The organism is Mesorhizobium sp. RSR380A (assembly GCF_054719385.1).
Map to the genome: position 1 here is coordinate 1 of NZ_JBTTIB010000001.1, position 19,989 is coordinate 19,989.

Consider the following 19,989-nt stretch of genomic DNA (forward strand, 5'->3'; position numbering starts at 1 on the left):
GCCCGCGACGCGATCATCGGCAAGGGTACGCGCCGCGAGCGCCTGGTGAAGGCCGGCACGGTGGTGATGCCGGCGACGCTGTCGGCGATGTTCGATGCCGACGCCGTGCAGAACCCGGACCAGTTCGACACATCGCGCCCGCATCGCGACTACATGGTGTTCGGCCACGGCATTCATCAGTGCATCGGCGCCGAGATTGCCAGGATCCAGATCGGCGAAAGCCTGCGCGCCCTGTTCCAGAAGCAGGGCGTGCGCCGCATGCCCGGCAAGGCCGGGCGGATGACCCGCATCGGCGCCTATCCCGAAACCCTCAAGGTCGATTTCGAACGGGCAGAACTCTGCCGCACCGTAACGCAGTCTATGGTGACGGTGGTCTGCCCGGTCACCCGATCCGCGTCGCTGGATGCTGTCCGCGACAAGGTTGCCAGCCTCGGCAACCCGGCCGTCGAAGATATCCGCACCGCGCTCGACATTGCCGGCACCGTCCACTTCACCAGCCTGACCGTGGTCGGCACCGGCGAGATCGGCGCTGATTCCGGTCAGGAAAAAGGAGCTCTGGTTCTCGAGATTTCCGGTGACGGCAGCATCGACGATGTCATCGATGCGGTCACGCACGCCATCGGGCACCGGCTACGGCCGATCTTCAAGGATGTCTGCGATCTGCGCGATGGCGGCGCATTGAACGATTTCCTGCGCAAGCACAATGTCGACATATCGCCGTCCTTCGGCAGCAATGCCGGACTGGTGTTTTCGGGCACGCCGGGGCACTCGGTCCAGCGTATCAAGGCCGAGCAGCAGCTTTTCGAAGCCGTGCGCGACATCGTCGAGCGGCCACGCAAAGGCGCCGGCAACGCTCCTGCCGTGCTCGCTGAAGTTCGCCAGCATGTCCAGTCATTAGAGACGTTTGCCTGGGCGTTCGAGCCGGCCGAGAGCCTGCTGGAAAAGCCGCCGGGTCATTGGGGCCGTGCTCTGATGACGACCTTGCTGGTACCACCGGTCTTCGTCACGGTGGCGATCATCTGGGCTGCTTGCTGGTACATGACCTACAGTGTGGTGTTCGGCAGATCTATCGACATCAGTTCCCAGGAAATCTCCTTCACCGCTATAGCCGTGGCAATCACCTCACTTCTGTTGTCCGGACTTGGAGTGTTGGTGGCAGCGGCGCTGCTGGCGTTTTCGTGCTTGCTGGCGCTGCGACGCCGCGAGGACAGGGATCGGCCGGAAAGCACATCGATCGGCATATCTGAATTGAACGCGATACTCGTCAAGGAGGGCCACGCGGCACAGAACCATCTGACTGCGATTTCGACGATGAAGGCCGGCATCCTGCGGCGGCTGGCGCTCAGGTTTTCTTTCTACCTGATCTCGATAGCTGCCCAGAAGGTATTCAAGCCAGGCTTCCTCAACACCATCAACACCATCCATTTCGCCCGCTGGATACTGCTGCCCGGCTCCAACCGATTGATGTTCTTCTCCAACTACGGCGGCAGCTGGGAAAGCTATCTTGAGGACTTCATCGCCAAGGCGTCCGCTGGCCTCACCGGCGTGTGGAGCAACACCGTGGGCTATCCACGCACACGATGGCTGTTCCTGGACGGCGCGCGCGACGGCGATCGTTTCAAGCGCTGGGCGCGGCGCCAGCAGGTGCCGACCCTGTTCTGGTACTCCGCCTATCCCCAAATCAACACAGAGCGCATCCGGATCAATTCCCGGGTCAGGCGCGGCATTGCTTCCGCCGTCGGCAACGAGGCGCGCGACTGGCTGAGCTTGTTCGGTTCGCTACGGCGCCCGGCGAGCGAAACGACCACCGTTCAAAAGACCACTTCGCTGCTGGCCAATATCAGCTCTGCCTTTCCGGCGCCTCTCGAACAGCAGCTGGAAACCGGCGAGATCCAGTCCATCTTCTTCGGCCCGCTCGGCCCGCTCGCTTATTCGCATATGCTTGCGATCCGGGTGCCGGACAAGTTGCCGGCGCCCAAGCGCAGAGCCTGGCTCGATTTCGTTGTCGAGCAGACGAGTTTCGGCGAAGGCAGGCCCGCCGGGCGCGCTATGATAGTCGCCTTTGGTCCCGGTGGCCTGCGGCAGTTTGGGCTCGGCGAGGGTGTGGAGGGCGATCCACTGGAAACATTTCCGATCGCCTTTCGCCATGGCATGGGCAACCCCGAGCGTGGGCGCATACTGGACGACCGAGGCCGCGACGGCCCGGACGAATGGGAGTGGGGGTCGCTGGAGAACCCTGTGGACCTGGTCATCGTCTGCTATGCTGAAGACCCGGGACGGTTGAAGACCGAGATTGCCACCGTGAGACGGAAGACGACCGGTGCAGGCATGAAGGTCGTCGCCGAACTGCCGCTCGCCGTAAACCGGGGTCCGACCGACACGAAGACGAAATCGTCCGACGGGGCAAAGCGTGACGATCGGTCGGAACGTGGGCCAGCCTACGAGCATTTCGGTTTCGCGGACGGGATTTCGCAGCCGGTTGTCCGGGGCACGACCCGCGCCAGCAGGGGCGCCGCGCCCATGCATCTGGTCGCGCCCGGCGAGTTCCTGTTCGGCTATCGTGATGAGCATGGGTTCTATCCAGCCTCGCCCTCGGTAAGCGCATCACGCGATCGGACTGGAATCCTTTCGCAGGTGCGCCGTAGCCGGCTGATTCCGGGCCTGCCGCCACCGCCGCGCGATTTCGGGCGCAACGGTTCATTCCTGGTTATTCGCCAGTTCGAGCAGCACGTCGACGTCTTCAACAACTACTGCAAAAAGGCTGCAGCCTTGGTCGCGAGCCAACTCGGCAACCAAGCCATCACGCAAGACTGGATTGCCGCCAAGATGCTCGGCCGCTGGCAGAACGGTAGCTCGCTGGTGCGCAACCCCGATCATCCGGGACGCGTCATCGACAACAACTTCGCCGCTGGCGCCGAGGATCCGCAAGGCCATCGCTGCCCGCTTGGTGCCCACATTCGCCGTTCCAACCCACGCGACTCGCTGGGTGAGGACCGCGATACGCAGATCAATATCGGCAAGCGCCATCGTATCCTGCGGGTCGGCCGCACCTATCAGAAGCAGGACGGCAAGAATGGCAAGGTCGAAAAGGGGCTGCTGTTCATGTGCCTCAACGCCGACATAGAGCGCCAGTACGAATTCATTCAGCAGACCTGGGTTTCGTCGGCCACGTTCCAGGGCCTCGTCGCTGAAAAGGACCCGACGATTGGTTCGCGCGGCGGTGATGGCAGGTTCACCATTCCGTCATGGGAAAAGGTCACGACGCTCCGTGACATGCCGCAATTCGTCACCACCAAGGGGGGTGGATACTTCTTCATGCCCAGCCGCTCGGCGCTGCGCTACCTGATTTCGCGGCTCTGATTCGGCGTCAGTCGTCGTCCTGCGACTCGGCGATATGGCGCAGTGCCCCGGTGTCCGTGATACGCAGCCCGCCGCGTTTGATGGCAATGAACGAGCGGTTGCGCCAGTCGTTGAGCGTCTTGTTGACGGACTCGCGCGTGGCGCCGAGGAACTCTCCGAGTTCCGATTGCGAGATCGGGATCCAGCCGGCGCTGTCGGCCATCACCTTGGCCAGGAAGACCAGGCGTTTGGCGAGCCTCGCCTCGATGCCGAAGAAGGCCTGGTCGCCGAGTTCGCCGCTGACCCAGCGCAGCCGGGCGCACAGAAGTTCGATCATCGCGCGTGCCAGCGGTGGATTTCTCTCAATGCGATCAAAGAGTTGTGTCCTGGTGAGCGAAACCAGCTCGCAAGCGGTCAGGCAGATGGCGGTGGCGGTGCGTGGCCGCCCGTCAAGCGCGCCGATCTCGCCGACGAGGCTGCGCGACAGCTCGATATTGGCCACCAGCTTCTGCCCGCCAGGCGAATAGATCGAGATTTCCACCGTGCCGCTCATCACCCCGTAGATCCGGTCGGCGGCATCTTCCTGGACGAACAGATGCTGGCCGGCGGCGTAGCGCTCGACCTTGCAGCCGCTGAACAGGATATCGAACAGCTTTGGATCGATGCGTGCCAGGCGCGGCAGATCGTTTCTGTCGTTTGGGCCGCCAAAAGCCATGTTCCAAATTCCCAATTGCCGCAATCGGCGAAGTTTAAGGGCCGAAGTCTAAGGCAAGAGTGCACCGCGTCAAAGGCCGGCGTTCATCCCTTGCGATTACGCCTTGTAAAGGCTTGGCGCAGTGGTCGCGCCCAGTGCCTGGCTCGTGCGGGGCGGAAAGCCGCCTGCACGCGCGGCGGGAGGAGCCGCGCGTGCAGGCGCCAACTGATAAAAATGGATAGGTGATAAAATTTCTGTAAAACCGAGCGGCCGCAATGGCCCTTCCACCCGTTGCGATAGGTGGGCGCAAACAGCGTGAGCGTCTGTGACGGAGATCACATACAGCATCGCTGAAATAATGCGAGCGTCATACATCGCGCGAGCGACTGCGGCAAAGAGACATGCCGACGTTGCACTCCGGTCATCTTCGACGCGAGTTGATTTGTTTCCTTGCCTGCCAGTCAGAATTGCACCAGTCTAAAATGGGGCAATACATTTCTTTTCTTCGACAGAACCTTTGAGGGCGACTATGCCGGTCAGCAGAGAGCAGCGAATCCGTCAATATCTCGATCTCGTCACCGGGGGCGAGGGGACTGAATCGGTCCTCGGCAACGTGGAGACGATGGCAGGCGGCGCTCTGGAATCCCTTGCGCCTGCGGAAGCCGGCAAGACGGAGGCGGCGTTTGAATCGGCGCGCGCTGGCATGGAGAGCCTCGCGCGGGGCGCCGAAGTCGCGCCCGAGCAGCTTTCCGATCTGGAAGCCATAATCATCCCGGAGTTGCGGCCGGTCTATGACATCAAGGATGGCACCTTTACGACGCTGACTTTCGACGGCGCTCCGACACCTGGCCATTCGCTGTGGACGAAGCTTACCAGCGAGGCCGCATTGAAGCAGCGCATCGAAGCCGCCCTGCCGGCGATCGGGCGTATCGAACTGTTGTGGGACACCAATATCCCTTACGGCGGCACGGGCTTCGTCGTCGGCCGCAACCTGCTGATGACCAACCGTCATGTGGCGCAGATATTTGCGGACGGCCTTGGCGACCGCAATGTGCAATTCATCAACGGCCGCGCCGCCGGCATCGACTTCAAGCGCGATTCGGCGGCAGGAAACGTCTTCAAGATCCGCAATGTCCGGATGATCCATCCCTATTGGGACATGGCGATTCTCGAAGTCGAAGGCCTGCCCGACAACATCACGCCGCTGTCGCTCGCGGTCGCCGACGCGCGCGATATGCTGCGCCAGGAAGTCGTCGCCATCGGCTATCCGGCGTTCGACAATCGCAACGCGGTCGATGTCCAGAACGAGCTCATGCGCAATCGTTTCCAGGTCAAGCGCCTGCAACCGGGCATGCTGCAGGGCGGCTTCGATACGGAGAGTTTCGGCAAGATCGTCAGCGCGGCGACACATGATTGCTCGACCACTGGCGGCAACTCCGGCACCGCCATGATCAACCTCGCCACCGGCGAGGTCGTGGCGCTGCATTTTGCCGGCCGCTATCTCGAGCGCAACTACGCCGTGCCCACCGGCGCGCTCGCCAAGGACCAGCGTGTCGTCGACCTCGGCCTCAATTTCGCCGGCGCCGCCAGCGGCGGCCCCAACGATTGGGGCGCATGGTGGAACAAGGCGGACAGTGGGTCGCCGGCCGAGGGCGTAAACCTGGTTGAAGTCGGCGGCGCCCAGCAGATCCCGGGCGTCGCCACCCAGACGCCTCCATCCGGAGGCGTCGTCGTTTCGCCGGGCGGCAGCGTCACCTTCGAAGTGCCGTTGCGCATCACCGTCTCGCTCGGCGCAACGCCTGGCCATGAAGCGGTCACGGAATCGGTCGAACTGGAAGCGGCCAAGCCGACCCCTCCAGGCGGCGCATTCGTTCCCAAAACGGTCGCGGACTATGCCGGCTATAAGGGCTACGACGAAAAATTCCTGTCCGGCGGCACCAAGCTCGCGCCCGTCGTGGTGCCGATGCCGGAGGCCACCGACCTGTCCGTGCTGGCGCAGCTCAAGGCAGGGGGCACGCGGCTAGATTACCAGAATTTTTCGCTCAAGATGCACGCCAAGCGGCGGCTGGCGCTGTTCACCGCCTCCAACGTCACCGAGGAGAGCAATCTGCGCGAGCCGGAAAAGGGCCGCAACTATTCGCGTGGCGGCCTGTTCAGCGAGCGCTGGTTCCCGGATCTGCGGCTCGACGACAAGTATCAGATCCCCGATGTCTTCTACACCCAGGATCAGGGCGCCTTCGACAAGGGCCATATCGTCAGGCGCGATGACGTGGCCTGGGGCAGCACCTTCGAGCTGCTGCTCAGGGGCAATGTCTGCTCCTTCCATGTCACCAACTGCTCGCCCCAGGTCGAAGGCTACAACCGCTCCGACAGCGGCGAGAAGAACTGGGGCGATCTTGAGAACCACGTCCTGTCGGAGGCGGCGAGCGAGCGGCTTTGCGTCTTCGCCGGGCCGGTCCTCGCCGAAGACGACCGGACCTTTGCCGGCAAGGGTCCCAAAGGCACCAGTCTTCGCGCGCTAGTGCCGCGCCGCTTCTGGAAGGTGGTGGTCGCCCGCGTCAGTGACGGCATCGCCAGTTACGGCTTCGTGCTCGAACAGGATCTGTCGGACACGCAGCTGGAGTTTGCCGTCTCCGACGAGTTCATCGGCGCAATGTACCCGCTCTCCGAAATCTCCGAAATGACCGGCATCACCTTCGACCAGTCGCTGATCGACGCCGACCAGTACGAAACGGTTCGTGGCACCGAAATTGCGATGCGGGCAGGGTCGCGCAAGCGGAAGAAGAAGGCTTAGGGTCGGAGGGAATCCCATGACCGAATGGACGCAATCCGAACTGAACAGTCTCAACCGCATCCTCGCCAACCTCTACCCGATGATCGGCGACGGCGTGCGTGTTGCCAAAGGTGTCGGTCTTTCGACTGCCCAGATCGCCTTTGACAACAAGGCGATCAACAACTGGTTTGCGATTGTCCAGCGCGCAAAGCAGGAGACCAGGGCCGATGACCTCGTCGCCTTTGCACTCGATGAGAATCCCGGCGACCAAGCACTGCTGCAGGCAAAGCAGCACGCCCCGCCGCCGCCGGTCGAAGGCCCCGCGACCGCCAATTGGAGCGGCGCGACGGCGCCGGCCCAGCTCGAAAAAATCCTTGGCGACAAGAGCACGCTGGTGCCGATCAGCTATCTCGAACTCGGCCTTGTCAGGGCAAGATCGGTGGTGCGCATCAAGCGTGCGGATGGCAGCTCCGGCACCGGCTTCATGACCACCGGCGGGATACTGATCACCAACAACCATGTCTTGCCTGACGACGCTTCATTGGCGGGCACGGTGGTCCAGTTCAACTATCAGCGCACCGTTGCCGGGCTCGACGCGCCGCTCGACCAGTTCGACATCGACACCGCCGTGCCTCTTCGTACCTCCAACGACAATGATTGGTCAGCCGTCCGCATCAAGGGCGATGCTTCCAAGTGGGGCGAGCTGGACATGAAGCCCATGGCCGTGAAGGTCGGCGATCACGTCAATATCATCCAGCATCCCGGCGGTGCGCAGAAACAGATTTCGTTCGTCGCCAATGTCGTGGCCTTCGTCGGCGGCGGCCGCGTCCAGTATCTGACCGACACACTGCCGGGTTCGTCGGGCTCGCCGGTCTTCGACACCGACTGGAACCTGATTGCGCTGCATCACAGCGGAGGCTGGCTCACCGAGCCCAACGCGCCTACCAAAAGCACATATTATCGCAACGAGGGCATTGCGATCGACACCATCATCCAGGACCTCGCGGCCAAGCCTGTGTAGATGGTGAGCTATGCAGACCGATGGCGCAGCTCGATGCGCGGCGATTTGGGACTACGGCATGTAAAATTTTTCGGATGTGACGGTTTATAACGCCAGACACCAAACACCAGGGAGTTCAGAGATCAGCGCCTATTTCGACCTCAGGCTTCAACTGGCTGATCTCTACCCATTGCCTCCCGATTGGTTGCAGGTAACCAAGGACGCTGGAATCGTCGCTGGCGCCATCAACCTCCAGGGGGCGGCGCTTACAGTCTGGTTCAACATCCTTGACTATGCGTTGACCAATAAACTGTCGCAGGCGCTTATGACTGCCGTCGTGGCGCAAAATCCGCAGTGCGCGGCCCGGTTCAAGGCCTATCTGGACGAACTCGCCGCGGGCCAGAAACCGACGGCCGAGTTGCCCGGCATGACGACCGACGATCGGGTCAACACCGCGCTCGCAGGCTTCAACGCCGTCAACCAGCAGTCCAAGGACATTCAGGCCACGCTTGCCGCCGACAACGGCCTCACCAATGTCACCAGCCAGATCGATGTCCTCAAGACCTACAAGGACCTGCATGACCATCTGCAGAGTTTTCAATACGGCATCGGCAGCTTCCAGAACCTGCTGGTCGCCGCCCGCGACATGGGGGCCGACCTGGAGCAGGTCCGCGTCATGCGCAATTTCCTCAAAATATTGAAGCTCTTCTGTGTCTCTATCGGAGAGTCGGTCATGGAACTGCCGGCGGGGCCGGCGCTTCACGATATCGAGCAGGCCTGGCTCGACGACCTCAAGGCGGCTGCGATCAAGTTGCAGGCTGCCATCGATAACAAGTCTCCGGACGCCTACGACGCGCTGTTTGACGTGCGCACCGTGCTGCGCGTCGTGCCGTCGCGGCTCAACCAGCAGATTTTCGTCACGGCAAAGAACCTGCCCTTCGGACTTTTGGCCACCGGTCTAGATACGATAGCCGGCAAACTTCCTGCAGAAGAGCCGTCCGTGCCCTTGATCAAGGCCGCGCATGACGCGATCATGGTGCTGTCCTCGACCATCTATGCGCGCGTCGTCGAGCACAAGCTATGGCAGGACATCGACAACAAGCTGGCCAGCCTTACCGACATGATCGAGCCGATAGAAGGGGGCGCTGCGGCGGACAAGTCGCTGCCGTTCCAGTTTTCGCCGCTGTGGCGAAACCTGGAAGTGAAGGTCAAGGTTCTTGCCGACCTCGACCCCACTGGAGCGTGGCGGGCGACGCTCGTCGACTACTCCACCGACGTCAACGACCAGCTATCGCGCGAGACCGTCGATACCGCCTTCATCCTTGCCTTCGAAGCCTATCGGGACGAGGCCCAGCAACGCTTCGTCCAGGTCGATCTGGCGCTGAAAACGGAATGCGCCTCGATCGTCCGCGTCAGCACGCCTTTGCACAAGATCATTGAGGACCTGGGGCCATGAGCGATGAACTTGCGACAGGCACGGAGACCGAAACTCCGGCCGATTTTATTTCGCTGAGCGACATCCGGATCGCACATCTCGAGCTGATGCGCATCGCCAGCAGCAATGAAGCCGTCGACCCATCGATGAGCCGCAGCGACAAGGCCGGCGCCGAGACGACGGAAGCCAGCATCGACAACACGGCCCCCGATGCGCAGGCCATCCGCGACTTCCTGGCCAAGGCACGGCGCGCCGGCAGCACCATCGCGCGGGAATCCGACCGGCGCGCGGCGCAGCGCATACTCGATTATTGGTCCGCCGAACTAGTCACGCGGCCGGGCATCACCTCAGCCGACGTCAGCCCGGTGCGGCTCGCGTCTTTCGCAGGTGGCGGTGGGCTCGAAACAACAGAGCCAATTGCCGTCGCGGTTGACTCCGAATCGGCATCGCGTGAAATCAACGATTCAGGAACGGTCGCCATCGCCGTTCCTGAATCAATGGCCGTCGCGACCAAAGACGGTGCCGAATCCGGCGACGGCTTCGCATCCGACGACGAACTGAGTTCGGACGAGCTGACCGAGCGCTTTCGCATTCGCGTGGCCGCCCAGGCGCGGCAATGGAAGAACACCGGCTATCCCGGCTATCTCCTGCGCGGCGAAGCGCTGAAGGAGGCGGCGGAGCTGCCGCAGGGGCCGGACATCGCCGAGTTCGTCGAGGCGAGCGCCAAGGCGGAGACCGACAGCCAGAAGCAGCGCGATCGCAGCAAGAATATATTGATCGCGCTGTTTGCCATCCTGGCCGCGATCCTTGGGGCAACCACCTATTTCGCCTACGTCCAGAGAAATGACGCTGTTGACGCGCGCAAGGATGCCGAGACGACGGCGAGTGAGGTCGCAAAGCTCAATGGAAAGCTTTCCACCGCCCTTGAAAAGACGGAAGACGCACGCCAGCGAGCCGAGGCTGCACTTGCCGTTGCCGAGAAGAAGGCGGAAGACGCCGCCAAGACGCTGGCCGAGCAGCAAGCCACGCAGGCCACTTTGCGATCCGCGATCTTGCTTGTGGTCGAACAGCTCAAACTCGGCAGCGTGTCCCTGGACAAGTTGGCGCCCGATTTGCGACAGGGGGTGCTGGTCGAGCTGGCCGGGCAGGTCAAAAGCGGCGAGGTCGCGCTCGACCAATTGCCGGCGCCGCTGCGCGCCGCGCTTGAACCGCTGCTTGGCAAAGACATAGACAAACAGCCTAACGTTCTTTCGGGATACAAGGTCGATTTCATAGGGGCCACGATCGGCTTGCCCAGGATAACCGACGACCTGGCCAACGACGCCGTGGCGCCGCCGCTTGATTACATCAACTACTCGCTGGTCATGTGCCGAACTCATCGCATGGCCATCTATTCGGCCGTCAACCTGGATCGGTCGCAGAGGTTGCCGCTGCAATTCACCGCCAGCAGACTGAAACCCGACAGCCGATTGTCGGTCGACTACCAGCCTCGTCCCAACTGGTACTTTCGCGCGGACCGGCCCTGGCTGGCGGCGCGATTTGCAAGTGCCAGCGACATCGCCTGGGGTCCGGAGTTCGCCGGCGATCCGGCAACGGCGGCGCTCAAGCTGGCGCAGTATGCCTCTTTCCTGCCAAACACGATGCCGCAGCCGCGTACTTTCTACGGCAGCCGATGGGTGCCGCTCGAAAACTGGGTTCGCTCGCAGCACAATCCGCTCGCCAATCGGGTGACCATCTTCAGTGGTCCTGTCTTCCGGCCCGCGGACCAGCCGGTCGACGGCGTGCCGGTCCCTTATGCCTATTGGAAGCTCGCGGTGTCCTCGGTGTCGGCGGCCGTGAAGGGAGAGGTGAGGGAGCCGGAATTTGAGGTCGATGCGTTCTTCATTCCAGCCGACGCTACGGGGGCGTTCAACGTCGAGCAGTATCGGCTCCCGGTTGCCGAGCTTGAAAGGCTCACGAGCCTCAATTTCGACCCTCTCATCGAATGGACGGATTCACTGAAGAACCGCGGCCCCAATGGAACCGCGGCCGACGAACTGGCGGCTCGCGTCAAGCTGCTCGACGGCGCAAATGATGCACTGCGCGGTGACCTGATTGCCGTCCTCGAAGACGCAGACCTTCCGGTGGTCGAACGGCAGAAGATCGTCGCGGCTCTCGTCGAGATGGCCGGCCTGCAAAGCATAAGCGGGCTGACACCGGCGGGGCGCCGCAACGTGCTTGAGACCCTGCTTGGGGTACCGCCTGAATTGTGGGAACGCCCGGACTGGCTGGCTGTGTTTGCCGGCGCGCGCCGGGCGGTTGCCGATCTCGCCCTTTCGGCAGCCGACGGCCAGACTGTTATCGGTGAGCAGGATCGCAACGCACTCAACACGCTGAAGGACCGGCTGCGTATCCAGCAGAGCCCACAGACGGTTTACGTCCAGTTCGCCGGCATGGCGCGCGAGGACGCCGGGGCGCTTTCCGCAAAAATGCGGGCCTTGGGCTGGGGCATTCCAAACCCTGGCGAAGAACGTGTCGCCGCTGCCGCCGGCAAGAACGAAGTTCGCTACAACCCCTACAACGACGCCGACCGTGGCGCCGCCGAACTGCTGGCCGCCGACCTCACGGTTGCCGCTGGCCGACTGGTGACAGCCCGTGCGGTGCCGATCATCAAGGCCAACACATTGGAGATATGGACCAGCATATAGAAACACTGAAGGCCCGAGCGGGGCGAAGACAAGGGCGCGTAAAAAAGCCGCGATGCGCCGCTCACTATCGTCGCGACAAATACGGGCTGTTCTCACTCCAGAGGTTTTTACATGCGCACGCGTCACGCCGTCATGCTTGCACTTTCCGCGTTTTGCATTCCAGCCGTCTCCATGCCGCTGCAGAAAGCCAACGCGCTGGAGCCTGAAAAATACACGGTCTACTGCGCCAACGATCACATCGAGGTTTCGTTCTGGGATCTCGAGCAGATGAAGGTGCGGAACGGATCCGATGTATGCCAGTTCCAGAGCTACACGAGCTACTCAAGCGCGTTGAACTTTGCGCAGAAGAATTTTGGTGGGGAAGGGGCGAGTTGCAGCTGCTAGGAGTGCTGGCTTGGAGTGTGCTGTTCCGGGAAAGAAAATGGTGGGCGATGCAGGGATTGAACCTGCGACCCCACCCGTGTGAAGGGTGTGCTCTCCCGCTGAGCTAATCGCCCGCTCGTTGCCCGAAGGCCAAGCGAGCCGCGATATAAGGGAGGCAGGGTCGTGAAGTCAAGGAGATGCGCCGGCCTTCTGTGCCTGAAATAGCCGAGGACAGGCGCTGCCGCGGAATCCCCGTTTCGCTCAGCCGGCCGCCGCTGCAATCAGCCGTTCCGCCAGGTCGAGCGTCAGCGCGTCGAAATGCGAAATCACCGCCGATGGCTCGAATTCCCTGACATGGCGGTCGGTGTAGCCGAAATCGACGGCGACGACCGGAATGCCGGCGGCCTTGGCGGTGTCGATGTCGATGTGCGAATCGCCGACCATCAGCGCATGATGCGGATCGCCGCCGGCGAGCCGGATGGTCTCGGTCAGATGGCGCGGGTCGGGCTTGCGGAACGCGAACGTGTCCTGGCCGGCGATCGCGGCGAAATGCTTTGTCAGGCCGAGCGCCTCGATCAGCGCTTTCGAATTCGCCTCATATTTGTTGGTGCAGATGGCAAGCAGGTAGCCGGCCTTCTCGAAGCGGGCGATCGCATCGACTACGCCGGGGTAGGGGCGGGACTTGCCGGGGATGTTGAGCGTGTAGTGGTCGAGGAACAGTTTCAGCAGCCGGTCGTGCTCCTCCACCGCCAGCGACTTCTGCTGCGCGGTATGCGCGCGCTCGATCATCACCCGTCCGCCCTGGCCGACAAAACGCCGGAAGCCGGCCTCGTCGACAGCGGCAAGCTCGCTGGCGGCAAGGCTGTGGTTGAGGCTGTCGAGCAGGTCCGGCGCCGTGTCGATCAGCGTCCCGTCGAGGTCGAACACGATGATCGGTTGGGTCATGGCCTGTCCTGTGGCTGATGCATTGCAGGCAGGCGATAGCGGCTGCGCTTCTTTCAGGCAAGCCGGTGCGAGCCAAAGTCTTTGACCCTGCGGGCAAAAGTGCTAGGAGCGCGCATCCAGAAAAATCAGAACCAAGCCAAATCCCCGGGGCGAGCATGGATGCGAGGCAGTTGAAGGTCGAGGCCGCGCGGGCTGCCCTTGCCCATGTCAGTGACGGCATGCGCATCGGCATCGGCACCGGGACGACGGCCGACGAATTCGTGCGGCTGCTGGCCGAAAAGATCGCCACCGGCTTGTCCGTCATCGGCGTGCCGACGTCGGAGCGCACTGCAGCCCTTTGCCGCGAACTCGGCGTGCCGCTGTCGACGCTTGAGGAAACGCCCGAGCTCGACCTCACCGTCGACGGCGCCGACGAGATCGACGCGGCGCTGACGCTGATCAAAGGCGGCGGCGGCGCGCTGCTGCGCGAAAAGATCGTCGCGGCGGCATCTCAGCGCATGATCGTCATTGCCGATCGCTCGAAGATGGTCGACACCCTTGGCCAGTTTCCGTTGCCGATCGAAGTCAACCAATTTGGCCTGCGCGCCACTGAAATCGCGGTCGCGGCAGCGGCCAAAAGTCTCGGCCTTTCCGGCCCGGTTACATTGAGGATGACGGGGGGCCAGCCTTTTGTTACAGACGGCGGCCATTTTATCCTCGATGCATCTTTTGGCCGCATTCCGGATACAAGAGCGCTTTCGAATGCTCTCCATGCCATTCCTGGTGTGGTCGAGCATGGTCTTTTCATCGGGCTGGCGTCAGCGGCCATCATCGCCGGCGGCGACGGCATCCAAACCGTCCATGCCGCCCGAAAACCAGGGAGTTCTACCGATCATGATGTTGCATAACCGGGTTCGCAATCTTTGCGCCGTTCTGGCGGCTTCGGCCGTTTTCGCCTTCTCCTCCCCGGCGTTCTCGCAGGAGATCACGGAATCGCATCTGAAGGCAGCACGGGCGGCGGTCACGGCAATCCACGCGACCGACTCGTTCGACAACATCCTGCCGCAAGCGGCGGCCTCGCTCGAGCAGCAGCTTATCCAGAAGAACCCTGATATGCAGGAGCTGATCGGCAAGACCGTCAGCGAAAAGGCACTGGCGCTGGCCTCGCGCCGTGCCGATCTGGAGAAGGAAGCAGCGCTCGCCTATGCCAAGGTGTTCTCCGAGAAGGATCTCACCGACATCGCCGCCTTCTACAATTCCGATGCCGGCAAGAAGCTGCTCGACAACGGCCCCAACGTGACGCGCGAACTGGTCAAGGCCGCCGACATCTGGCAGAACGGCCTGGCGCGCGATCTCGCCCAGCAGGTCGGCGAAACGCTGGCAGCCGCCGCGAAGGCCGCTGCTCCGGCCGCGCCTGCGCCGGATAACGCAACTGCCCCCGCCGATGGCGCTGCACCTGCCGACGGCGATGCGCCCGCAGACGGTGACCAGCCGGAAGCGCCGAAGAACTAAGACGTCTGATTTCGCCACCGGCATCCTTGCCGCTGGACCAGAAAGCCCGGTGGAAACCGGGCTTTTCTTTTGGCTTCATGCAGCCTACCTGTCTCAAACATTTCTTGGGGCAAGGAACAGCAGCATGGCCGGTTACGACTACGATCTCTTCGTCATCGGCGGCGGCTCCGGCGGGGTGAGGGCGGCGCGCGTGGCGGCAGCGCTCGGCAAGCGTGTCGGCATCGCCGAGGAATACCGCTATGGCGGCACCTGCGTCATCCGTGGCTGCGTGCCGAAAAAACTCTATGTCTATGCCTCGCAATTTCCCGAGCATTTTGCCGACGCCGCCGGCTATGGCTGGACGGTGCCGGAGGCGAGCTTCGACTGGCCGACGCTGGTCGCCAACAAGGACCGCGAGATTGCCCGTCTGGAAGCGATCTACGAAAAGAACGTGAAAGGCGCCGGCGGCGAGACGTTCCACTCGCGCGCCATGCTGGTCGACCCGCATGTCGTGCATCTCCTGGGCGATGACCGCACCGTCACCGCCGACCAGATCCTGATCGCCACCGGCGGCCGGCCGGCGCCGCACCCGGCGCTGCCCGGTCACGAGCATTGCATCTTTTCCAATGAGGTTTTCGACCTCAAGCAACTGCCGAAGGCGATCATGATCGAGGGCGGAGGCTACATCGCCGTCGAATTCGCCAATATCTTCCATGGCTTGGGCGTCGACACCACGCTGGTCTATCGCGGCAAGGAGATACTGTCGCGCTTCGACATGGACCTGCGGCACATGCTGCACGAAACCATGGAAAAGAAGGGGATCAAGATCCTCTGCCACGCCGTGTCGGAATGGGTCCGCAAACGGCCGGACGGCAGGCTGGATGCGTTGGTCACCGGCGGCAAGGTGCTGACGATCGACCAGGTCATGCTCGCCATCGGCCGCCTCCCAAACACCGAGAATATGGGCCTGGAAGGCGTCGGTATCGAGCTCGGCATAACCGGCGCCATCGTTGTCGACCAGTATTCCCGCACCAACATCGACAACATCTGGGCGATCGGCGACGTCACCAACCGCGTGCAGTTGACGCCTGTGGCGATCCACGAAGCCATGTGCTTCATCGAGACCGCATTCAAGGGCAATCCGACCGCGCCCGACCACGACACCATTCCGACCGCCGTCTTCTCACAGCCGGAGATCGGCACCGTCGGGCTGTCCGAGGACGATGCCGTCAAGCGCTACTCCGATATCGAAATCTACCGCGCCACATTCCGGCCGATGCGGCACACGCTGTCGGGCCGCGACGAAAAGATGCTGACGAAGCTGGTGGTCGATGGCGCCACGCGAAAAGTGCTCGGCGCGCACATCCTCGGGCCGGACGCCGGCGAGATGGCGCAGTTGCTCGGCATTCCGCTGAAGGCCGGCGTCACCAAGGATGATTTCGACCGCACCATGGCCGTCCACCCGACGGCAGCGGAGGAACTGGTCACCATGTACAAGCCCACCTACCGCGTGAAGAACGGCGTGCGGGTCGATTGACGCCCGCGCGCTCGATCTTGAAGAACCCCCCATGGCAGCCGCTGTTGCCACCGCGATGGGAGGCCTGAAGCTTATTACAACAAAGTGCCGCGCAGGATGACCAGCGCCACCGAGAAATAGATCACCAGGCCGGTGACATCGACCAGCGTGGCGACGAACGGCGCCGAGGCGCTCGCCGGATCGAAGCCGATCCGTTTCAGCGCGAACGGCAGCATCGACCCCGACAGCGAGCCGAAGGTGACGATGCCGACGAGTGCTGCCCCCACGGTCGCCGCGATCAGCGGCCAATGCGGCCCATAATCGTAGAAGCCCATATATTGCCAGAGCGCGATGCGGCAGATGCCGACCACGCCAAGCATGGCGCCGAGCACGAAGCCGGTGGGCAATTCGCGCAACGCCACCCGCCACCAGTCGCGAAGGCCGATCTCGCGCAGCGCCAGCGCGCGAATGACGAGCGAGGTCGCCTGCGAACCGGAATTGCCGCCCGAGCTCATGATCAGCGGGATGAACAGAGTGAGCACGATCGCTTTTTGCAGTTCGCCTTCATAGCTTTGCATGGCATTGGCGGTCAGCATCTCCGAGATGAACAGCGCGCACAGCCAGCCGCCGCGCTTCTTGATCATCGCGAGAAAGCTCATCTTCATGTAGGGCTCGTCGAGCGCCTCCATGCCGCCGAAACGATGCGCGTCCTCGGTCGTCTCCTCGATCATGGTGTCGATGATGTCGTCGATGGTGACGATGCCGAGGATCTTGCCGTGGTCGACGACGGGAACCGCGAGCAGGTCATATTTGGAGATCGTCTGCGCCAGTGTCTCGCGATCGGTCAGCGGCGTCACCGTCACCGGGGCGCGATCCGGCGCCACCGACAGGATCGGATCGTCCGGCTCGCCGGTGATCAGCCGGCGCAGGCCGGTCGAGCGCACCAGCACATGCGTGTCTGGATCGACGATGTAGATGGCGTAGACGGTCTCCCGCGTCCGCTCCACCTTGCGGATGTAGTCGAGCGTGCGCCCGACGGACCAGTCCGACGGCACGCTGACGAATTCGGTCGTCATGATTGAGGCGGCGCTGCCTTCGGGATAGCCGAGAATGGAAAGCAGCGTTGCCCGCAGCGGCGGGACCAACCCGCCGAGCAGCTCGGAGCGCGCCGGTTCGTCCAGTTCGCGCAGGATATCGGCGGCGCGGTCGACCGACATGGCGGTCAGGAGCTTGCACGCCTTGGCGCGCGGCAGCGCCTCGGCCAGATCGGAGGCGCCGTCGAGTTCAGGCTGGTCGAAGATCTCGACCAGCCGCTCGAACGGCATTTCGCAAAGCAGTTCTATCGCGGTATCGCGAGATTCCCGGTTCAGGGCCTCGACGACATCGGCGACGTGATCATTGGCAAGGATACGCGCGATAGCGACGGCATCGTCGCTTGCTACGACGGGGGTAAATTCGTTCATGGCTCACTCCTTGCCGTCCGGCGGGACGTGAGCCGTTAGAGGTCACATCGAGGCGGACGGCGGTTGCGTTCGACTACTGTCGCCAGGCATGGCGCGGTGACCTTTCTGCTCGCGGGTTGGAGTTGGAATTCAGCGAGCGGGCGCAACATAGGAGCGCATCTTGGCGAGTCAATCGCGGGGGTGGCGGAAAACAGCCGGGAGCCGGCCCAATCGCGAGACTGTGATGATTATTGAAGGGGGAGGGAGCGAGTGCCCCGCCGCCAGTGGCGGAACGCGCTTCGGCGTGGCTGCTATTTCTGCTTCAGCCGGCGTGAAAAACGCATCCATTTGTCCTCGACCGGCCGCGGCTGCGTAAGGATGGTGGTGAGCTCGCGCGGAAGGTTCGGAACAAGCGGCCTCTTGGTGGCGACGCCGTCGGCGATCGCGACCACGCTATGGTAGAATTCCTCGCCCGAGGCCGAACGTGGCGGCACCGCCTCATGCATGATGCTGATCACCGTGACATCGGGACAGTTGTCCTTGATGGCCTGGTGGAAGGCGATCTTGCCATCCGGATCGAGCGCGCCGGTCGCTTCGTCGAGGAACAACAGTCCCGGTTGCTGCAGCACGATGCGGGCCACAACCAGCTTCTGCTTCTGGCCGCCGGACAGCAGCTGGTCCCAGATCTTTCCCTCGCGGCTTTCATCGGCCATGTGTTCGATGAAATCGCCAAGGCCGGCCTTGTGCAGGGCTGCCGCGACCTGCGCATCGCCATAGTCGTCCTCGGAGCCGGGCAGGCACACCAGCTGCTTCAGCGACACCTGCTGCAGCTTGACCTCCTGGGCGGCATAGAAGCTCCTCACACCGTCAGGGAAGACGATGGTGCCGCGGCCATAAGGCCACAAGCCGTTGATCGCCTTGATCAGCGAAGTCTTGCCGCAGCCGGATTCGCCCTTGAGGAATGCCCACTCGCCGCGCCGAAAGCGCAGATTGGCTGCGCTCAGGAACGGCGTGGCGTCTTCACCCTGATGCGCCAGTTCAAGCTTCTGGATGGTCAGGCCGAAGACCGGGTTCTGGCTGGCATAGTGGAAGTCGGAACGGCCGGTCTGGCTGTAGAATTCCTGCGGCTGTTGGACGTTCTCAATGGCGTGCGCCAACTCGATGACGCGCTGGCTGTTGGCCCGCAAGGTGGCGAGACTCGGCATGACATGGATGAACCAGGAACATTTGCTGATCAGCGCGTTGACCTGCTCGGAACCGGTTATGTAGCCCTTGAGGTCGACGCCGTTGTGGATGAACGGCACCAGACCAGGTCCGTAGGCGACAACTTTGGCCCCGACGAAATTATAGACCGATTCGAATCCCGCATAGAGGGTGTTGACGATGTTGAGCTTCGACCAGGTGGTATCGATATCGAGATAGAGCCGTCCATGTATCGTCTTTTGCACGTCTTCGCCTTGCGACGCCGACACATGGAAACTGCGGCGCAACAAAGTGATCAGCTCGCTGCGATAGGTGCCTTCGGCCTTCTGCATCCTGACGTTGAGCCACTCCAGCATTCCGCCGAGTTTGATCGCGATCCAGGTATTGACGGGCACGTAGATGGCAACCGCCAGCAGAGCGAGGACGGCGCTGCCATAGCTGCCGAGGGCATCCAGGCCTTTTACCTCCACGGAATTCGCCAGCAAAGCGCCGCCGACAAAATAAAGTGAGGTGAAGACGCCGAAGACACCTTGGGCAAGCCCGATGGCGCCGCCCGCCATGTCTTTGATGGATTCCTGCACGCGCTGATCGATGTTGTCGGGCGCTGGCGCATCTGGCGAGCCATTCTGAGCGTGGTAGTGAGTATGGTTGGTATCAAGCAGCGCCGCATTGAAACGCGCGTTCAACCAGGCGCGCCATTTGCGATGCAATGTCGCCGATACAAATTTGCAGGCGCCTATGATTCCCATGTCCTTGAACACGACCAGCAGCACAAGCAGGCCGGCATTGGTAAGCACTGATTCAAGGGGCGTGGTATTCGCGGCGTCGTGGAAAAAAGCGATTGAGGCTGCCAGTTCGCCCGCCAACACGGTAAACCAGACGTCGGCCTTGCTCGACAGGGCTATGATGAGTGCGAGGACGACGGTGAGAGCCCAGGCCTCTCTCCACCGGTCCGAGAACCAGTAGGCCCGCATCAGTCCCCAGAAGGTCCGCATCGACGATACTGGCGTCAGGGGCGACGGCCCGGCGGGGGCGTCGCGGTTCCAAAGTGCCGATATTGAACGTCGCGGTCTGTCGACCCGAATCACAATCCCGCCCAAACCTTTTTTAGTTTTGTTACGG

Annotated in this window: 13 protein-coding genes and 1 tRNA gene; 9 read left to right on the plus strand and 5 right to left on the minus strand. The window is 62.5% G+C overall.

Features of this window, described 5'->3' with window-relative positions; genetic code table 11:
• Positions 1–3,360, plus strand: a 3,360-nt coding sequence (locus ACYG9Z_RS00005; RefSeq protein WP_460223150.1) for a Dyp-type peroxidase, incomplete at its 5' end; no start/stop codon positions are given.
• Positions 3,361–3,367: 7 nt separating this feature from the next.
• Here the strand turns inward: ACYG9Z_RS00005 and ACYG9Z_RS00010 are convergent.
• A complete protein-coding gene (locus ACYG9Z_RS00010; protein WP_023752266.1) occupies positions 3,368–4,054 on the minus strand; it encodes a Crp/Fnr family transcriptional regulator in 687 nt (228 codons plus the stop codon).
• A gap of 508 nt (positions 4,055–4,562) precedes the next feature.
• Here ACYG9Z_RS00010 and ACYG9Z_RS00015 point away from each other — a divergent pair.
• The 5 genes from ACYG9Z_RS00015 to ACYG9Z_RS00035 all read left to right on the plus strand — a co-directional run bounded on the left by ACYG9Z_RS00015 (position 4,563) and on the right by ACYG9Z_RS00035 (position 12,312).
• Positions 4,563–6,827 (plus strand): DNA/RNA non-specific endonuclease, encoded by a 2,265-nt coding sequence (locus tag ACYG9Z_RS00015; protein ID WP_023752267.1) that lies wholly within the window; start codon positions 4,563–4,565, stop codon positions 6,825–6,827.
• 16 nt (positions 6,828–6,843) lie between these two features.
• Positions 6,844–7,827 carry a trypsin-like peptidase domain-containing protein gene (locus tag ACYG9Z_RS00020; RefSeq protein WP_023726582.1) on the plus strand — a complete coding sequence of 328 codons (984 nt, stop codon included), beginning with the start codon at positions 6,844–6,846 and terminating at the stop codon, positions 7,825–7,827.
• 304 nt (positions 7,828–8,131) lie between these two features.
• Complete coding sequence (locus ACYG9Z_RS00025; protein WP_155921533.1) at positions 8,132–9,262, plus strand: hypothetical protein; 1,131 nt, start codon at positions 8,132–8,134, stop codon at positions 9,260–9,262.
• Positions 9,259–11,928, plus strand: a complete 2,670-nt coding sequence (locus tag ACYG9Z_RS00030; RefSeq protein ID WP_023688491.1) for a DNA/RNA non-specific endonuclease — start codon at positions 9,259–9,261, stop codon at positions 11,926–11,928. Before ACYG9Z_RS00025 ends, ACYG9Z_RS00030 begins: the two co-directional genes overlap by 4 nt.
• Before the next feature lie 111 nt (positions 11,929–12,039).
• A complete protein-coding gene (locus ACYG9Z_RS00035; RefSeq protein ID WP_023668982.1) occupies positions 12,040–12,312 on the plus strand; it encodes a hypothetical protein in 273 nt (90 codons plus the stop codon).
• 38 nt (positions 12,313–12,350) lie between these two features.
• On the opposite strand, the gene ACYG9Z_RS00040 is transcribed toward ACYG9Z_RS00035, so the two are convergent.
• Positions 12,351–12,425, minus strand: a tRNA-Val gene (locus ACYG9Z_RS00040).
• A gap of 127 nt (positions 12,426–12,552) precedes the next feature.
• Complete coding sequence (locus ACYG9Z_RS00045) at positions 12,553–13,236, minus strand: phosphoglycolate phosphatase (protein WP_023752269.1); 684 nt, start codon at positions 13,234–13,236, stop codon at positions 12,553–12,555.
• A gap of 155 nt (positions 13,237–13,391) precedes the next feature.
• Between ACYG9Z_RS00045 and rpiA the strand changes: the two genes are divergently transcribed.
• The 3 genes from rpiA to gor all read left to right on the plus strand — a co-directional run bounded on the left by rpiA (position 13,392) and on the right by gor (position 16,243).
• Positions 13,392–14,123: a ribose-5-phosphate isomerase RpiA gene (rpiA, locus tag ACYG9Z_RS00050; RefSeq protein WP_023710501.1), complete on the plus strand. Its 732-nt coding sequence runs from the start codon at positions 13,392–13,394 to the stop codon at positions 14,121–14,123.
• Positions 14,110–14,727 (plus strand): DUF2059 domain-containing protein, encoded by a 618-nt coding sequence (locus tag ACYG9Z_RS00055; RefSeq protein WP_023668979.1) that lies wholly within the window; start codon positions 14,110–14,112, stop codon positions 14,725–14,727. The genes rpiA and ACYG9Z_RS00055 overlap by 14 nt, the downstream gene beginning before the upstream one ends.
• 124 nt (positions 14,728–14,851) lie before the next feature.
• Complete coding sequence (gene gor, locus ACYG9Z_RS00060) at positions 14,852–16,243, plus strand: glutathione-disulfide reductase (protein ID WP_023691326.1); 1,392 nt, start codon at positions 14,852–14,854, stop codon at positions 16,241–16,243.
• A 74-nt stretch (positions 16,244–16,317) separates the two neighbouring features.
• Here the strand turns inward: gor and mgtE are convergent, their stop codons facing one another.
• Both mgtE and ACYG9Z_RS00070 read right to left on the minus strand, forming a co-directional pair.
• Complete coding sequence (gene mgtE / locus ACYG9Z_RS00065) at positions 16,318–17,685, minus strand: magnesium transporter (RefSeq protein ID WP_023752270.1); 1,368 nt, start codon at positions 17,683–17,685, stop codon at positions 16,318–16,320.
• A gap of 290 nt (positions 17,686–17,975) precedes the next feature.
• On the minus strand, positions 17,976–19,862 hold the full coding sequence (locus tag ACYG9Z_RS00070) for an ABC transporter ATP-binding protein/permease (protein WP_023691324.1): 1,887 nt from the start codon (positions 19,860–19,862) through the stop codon (positions 17,976–17,978).
• Positions 19,863–19,989: the final 127 nt, after the last annotated feature.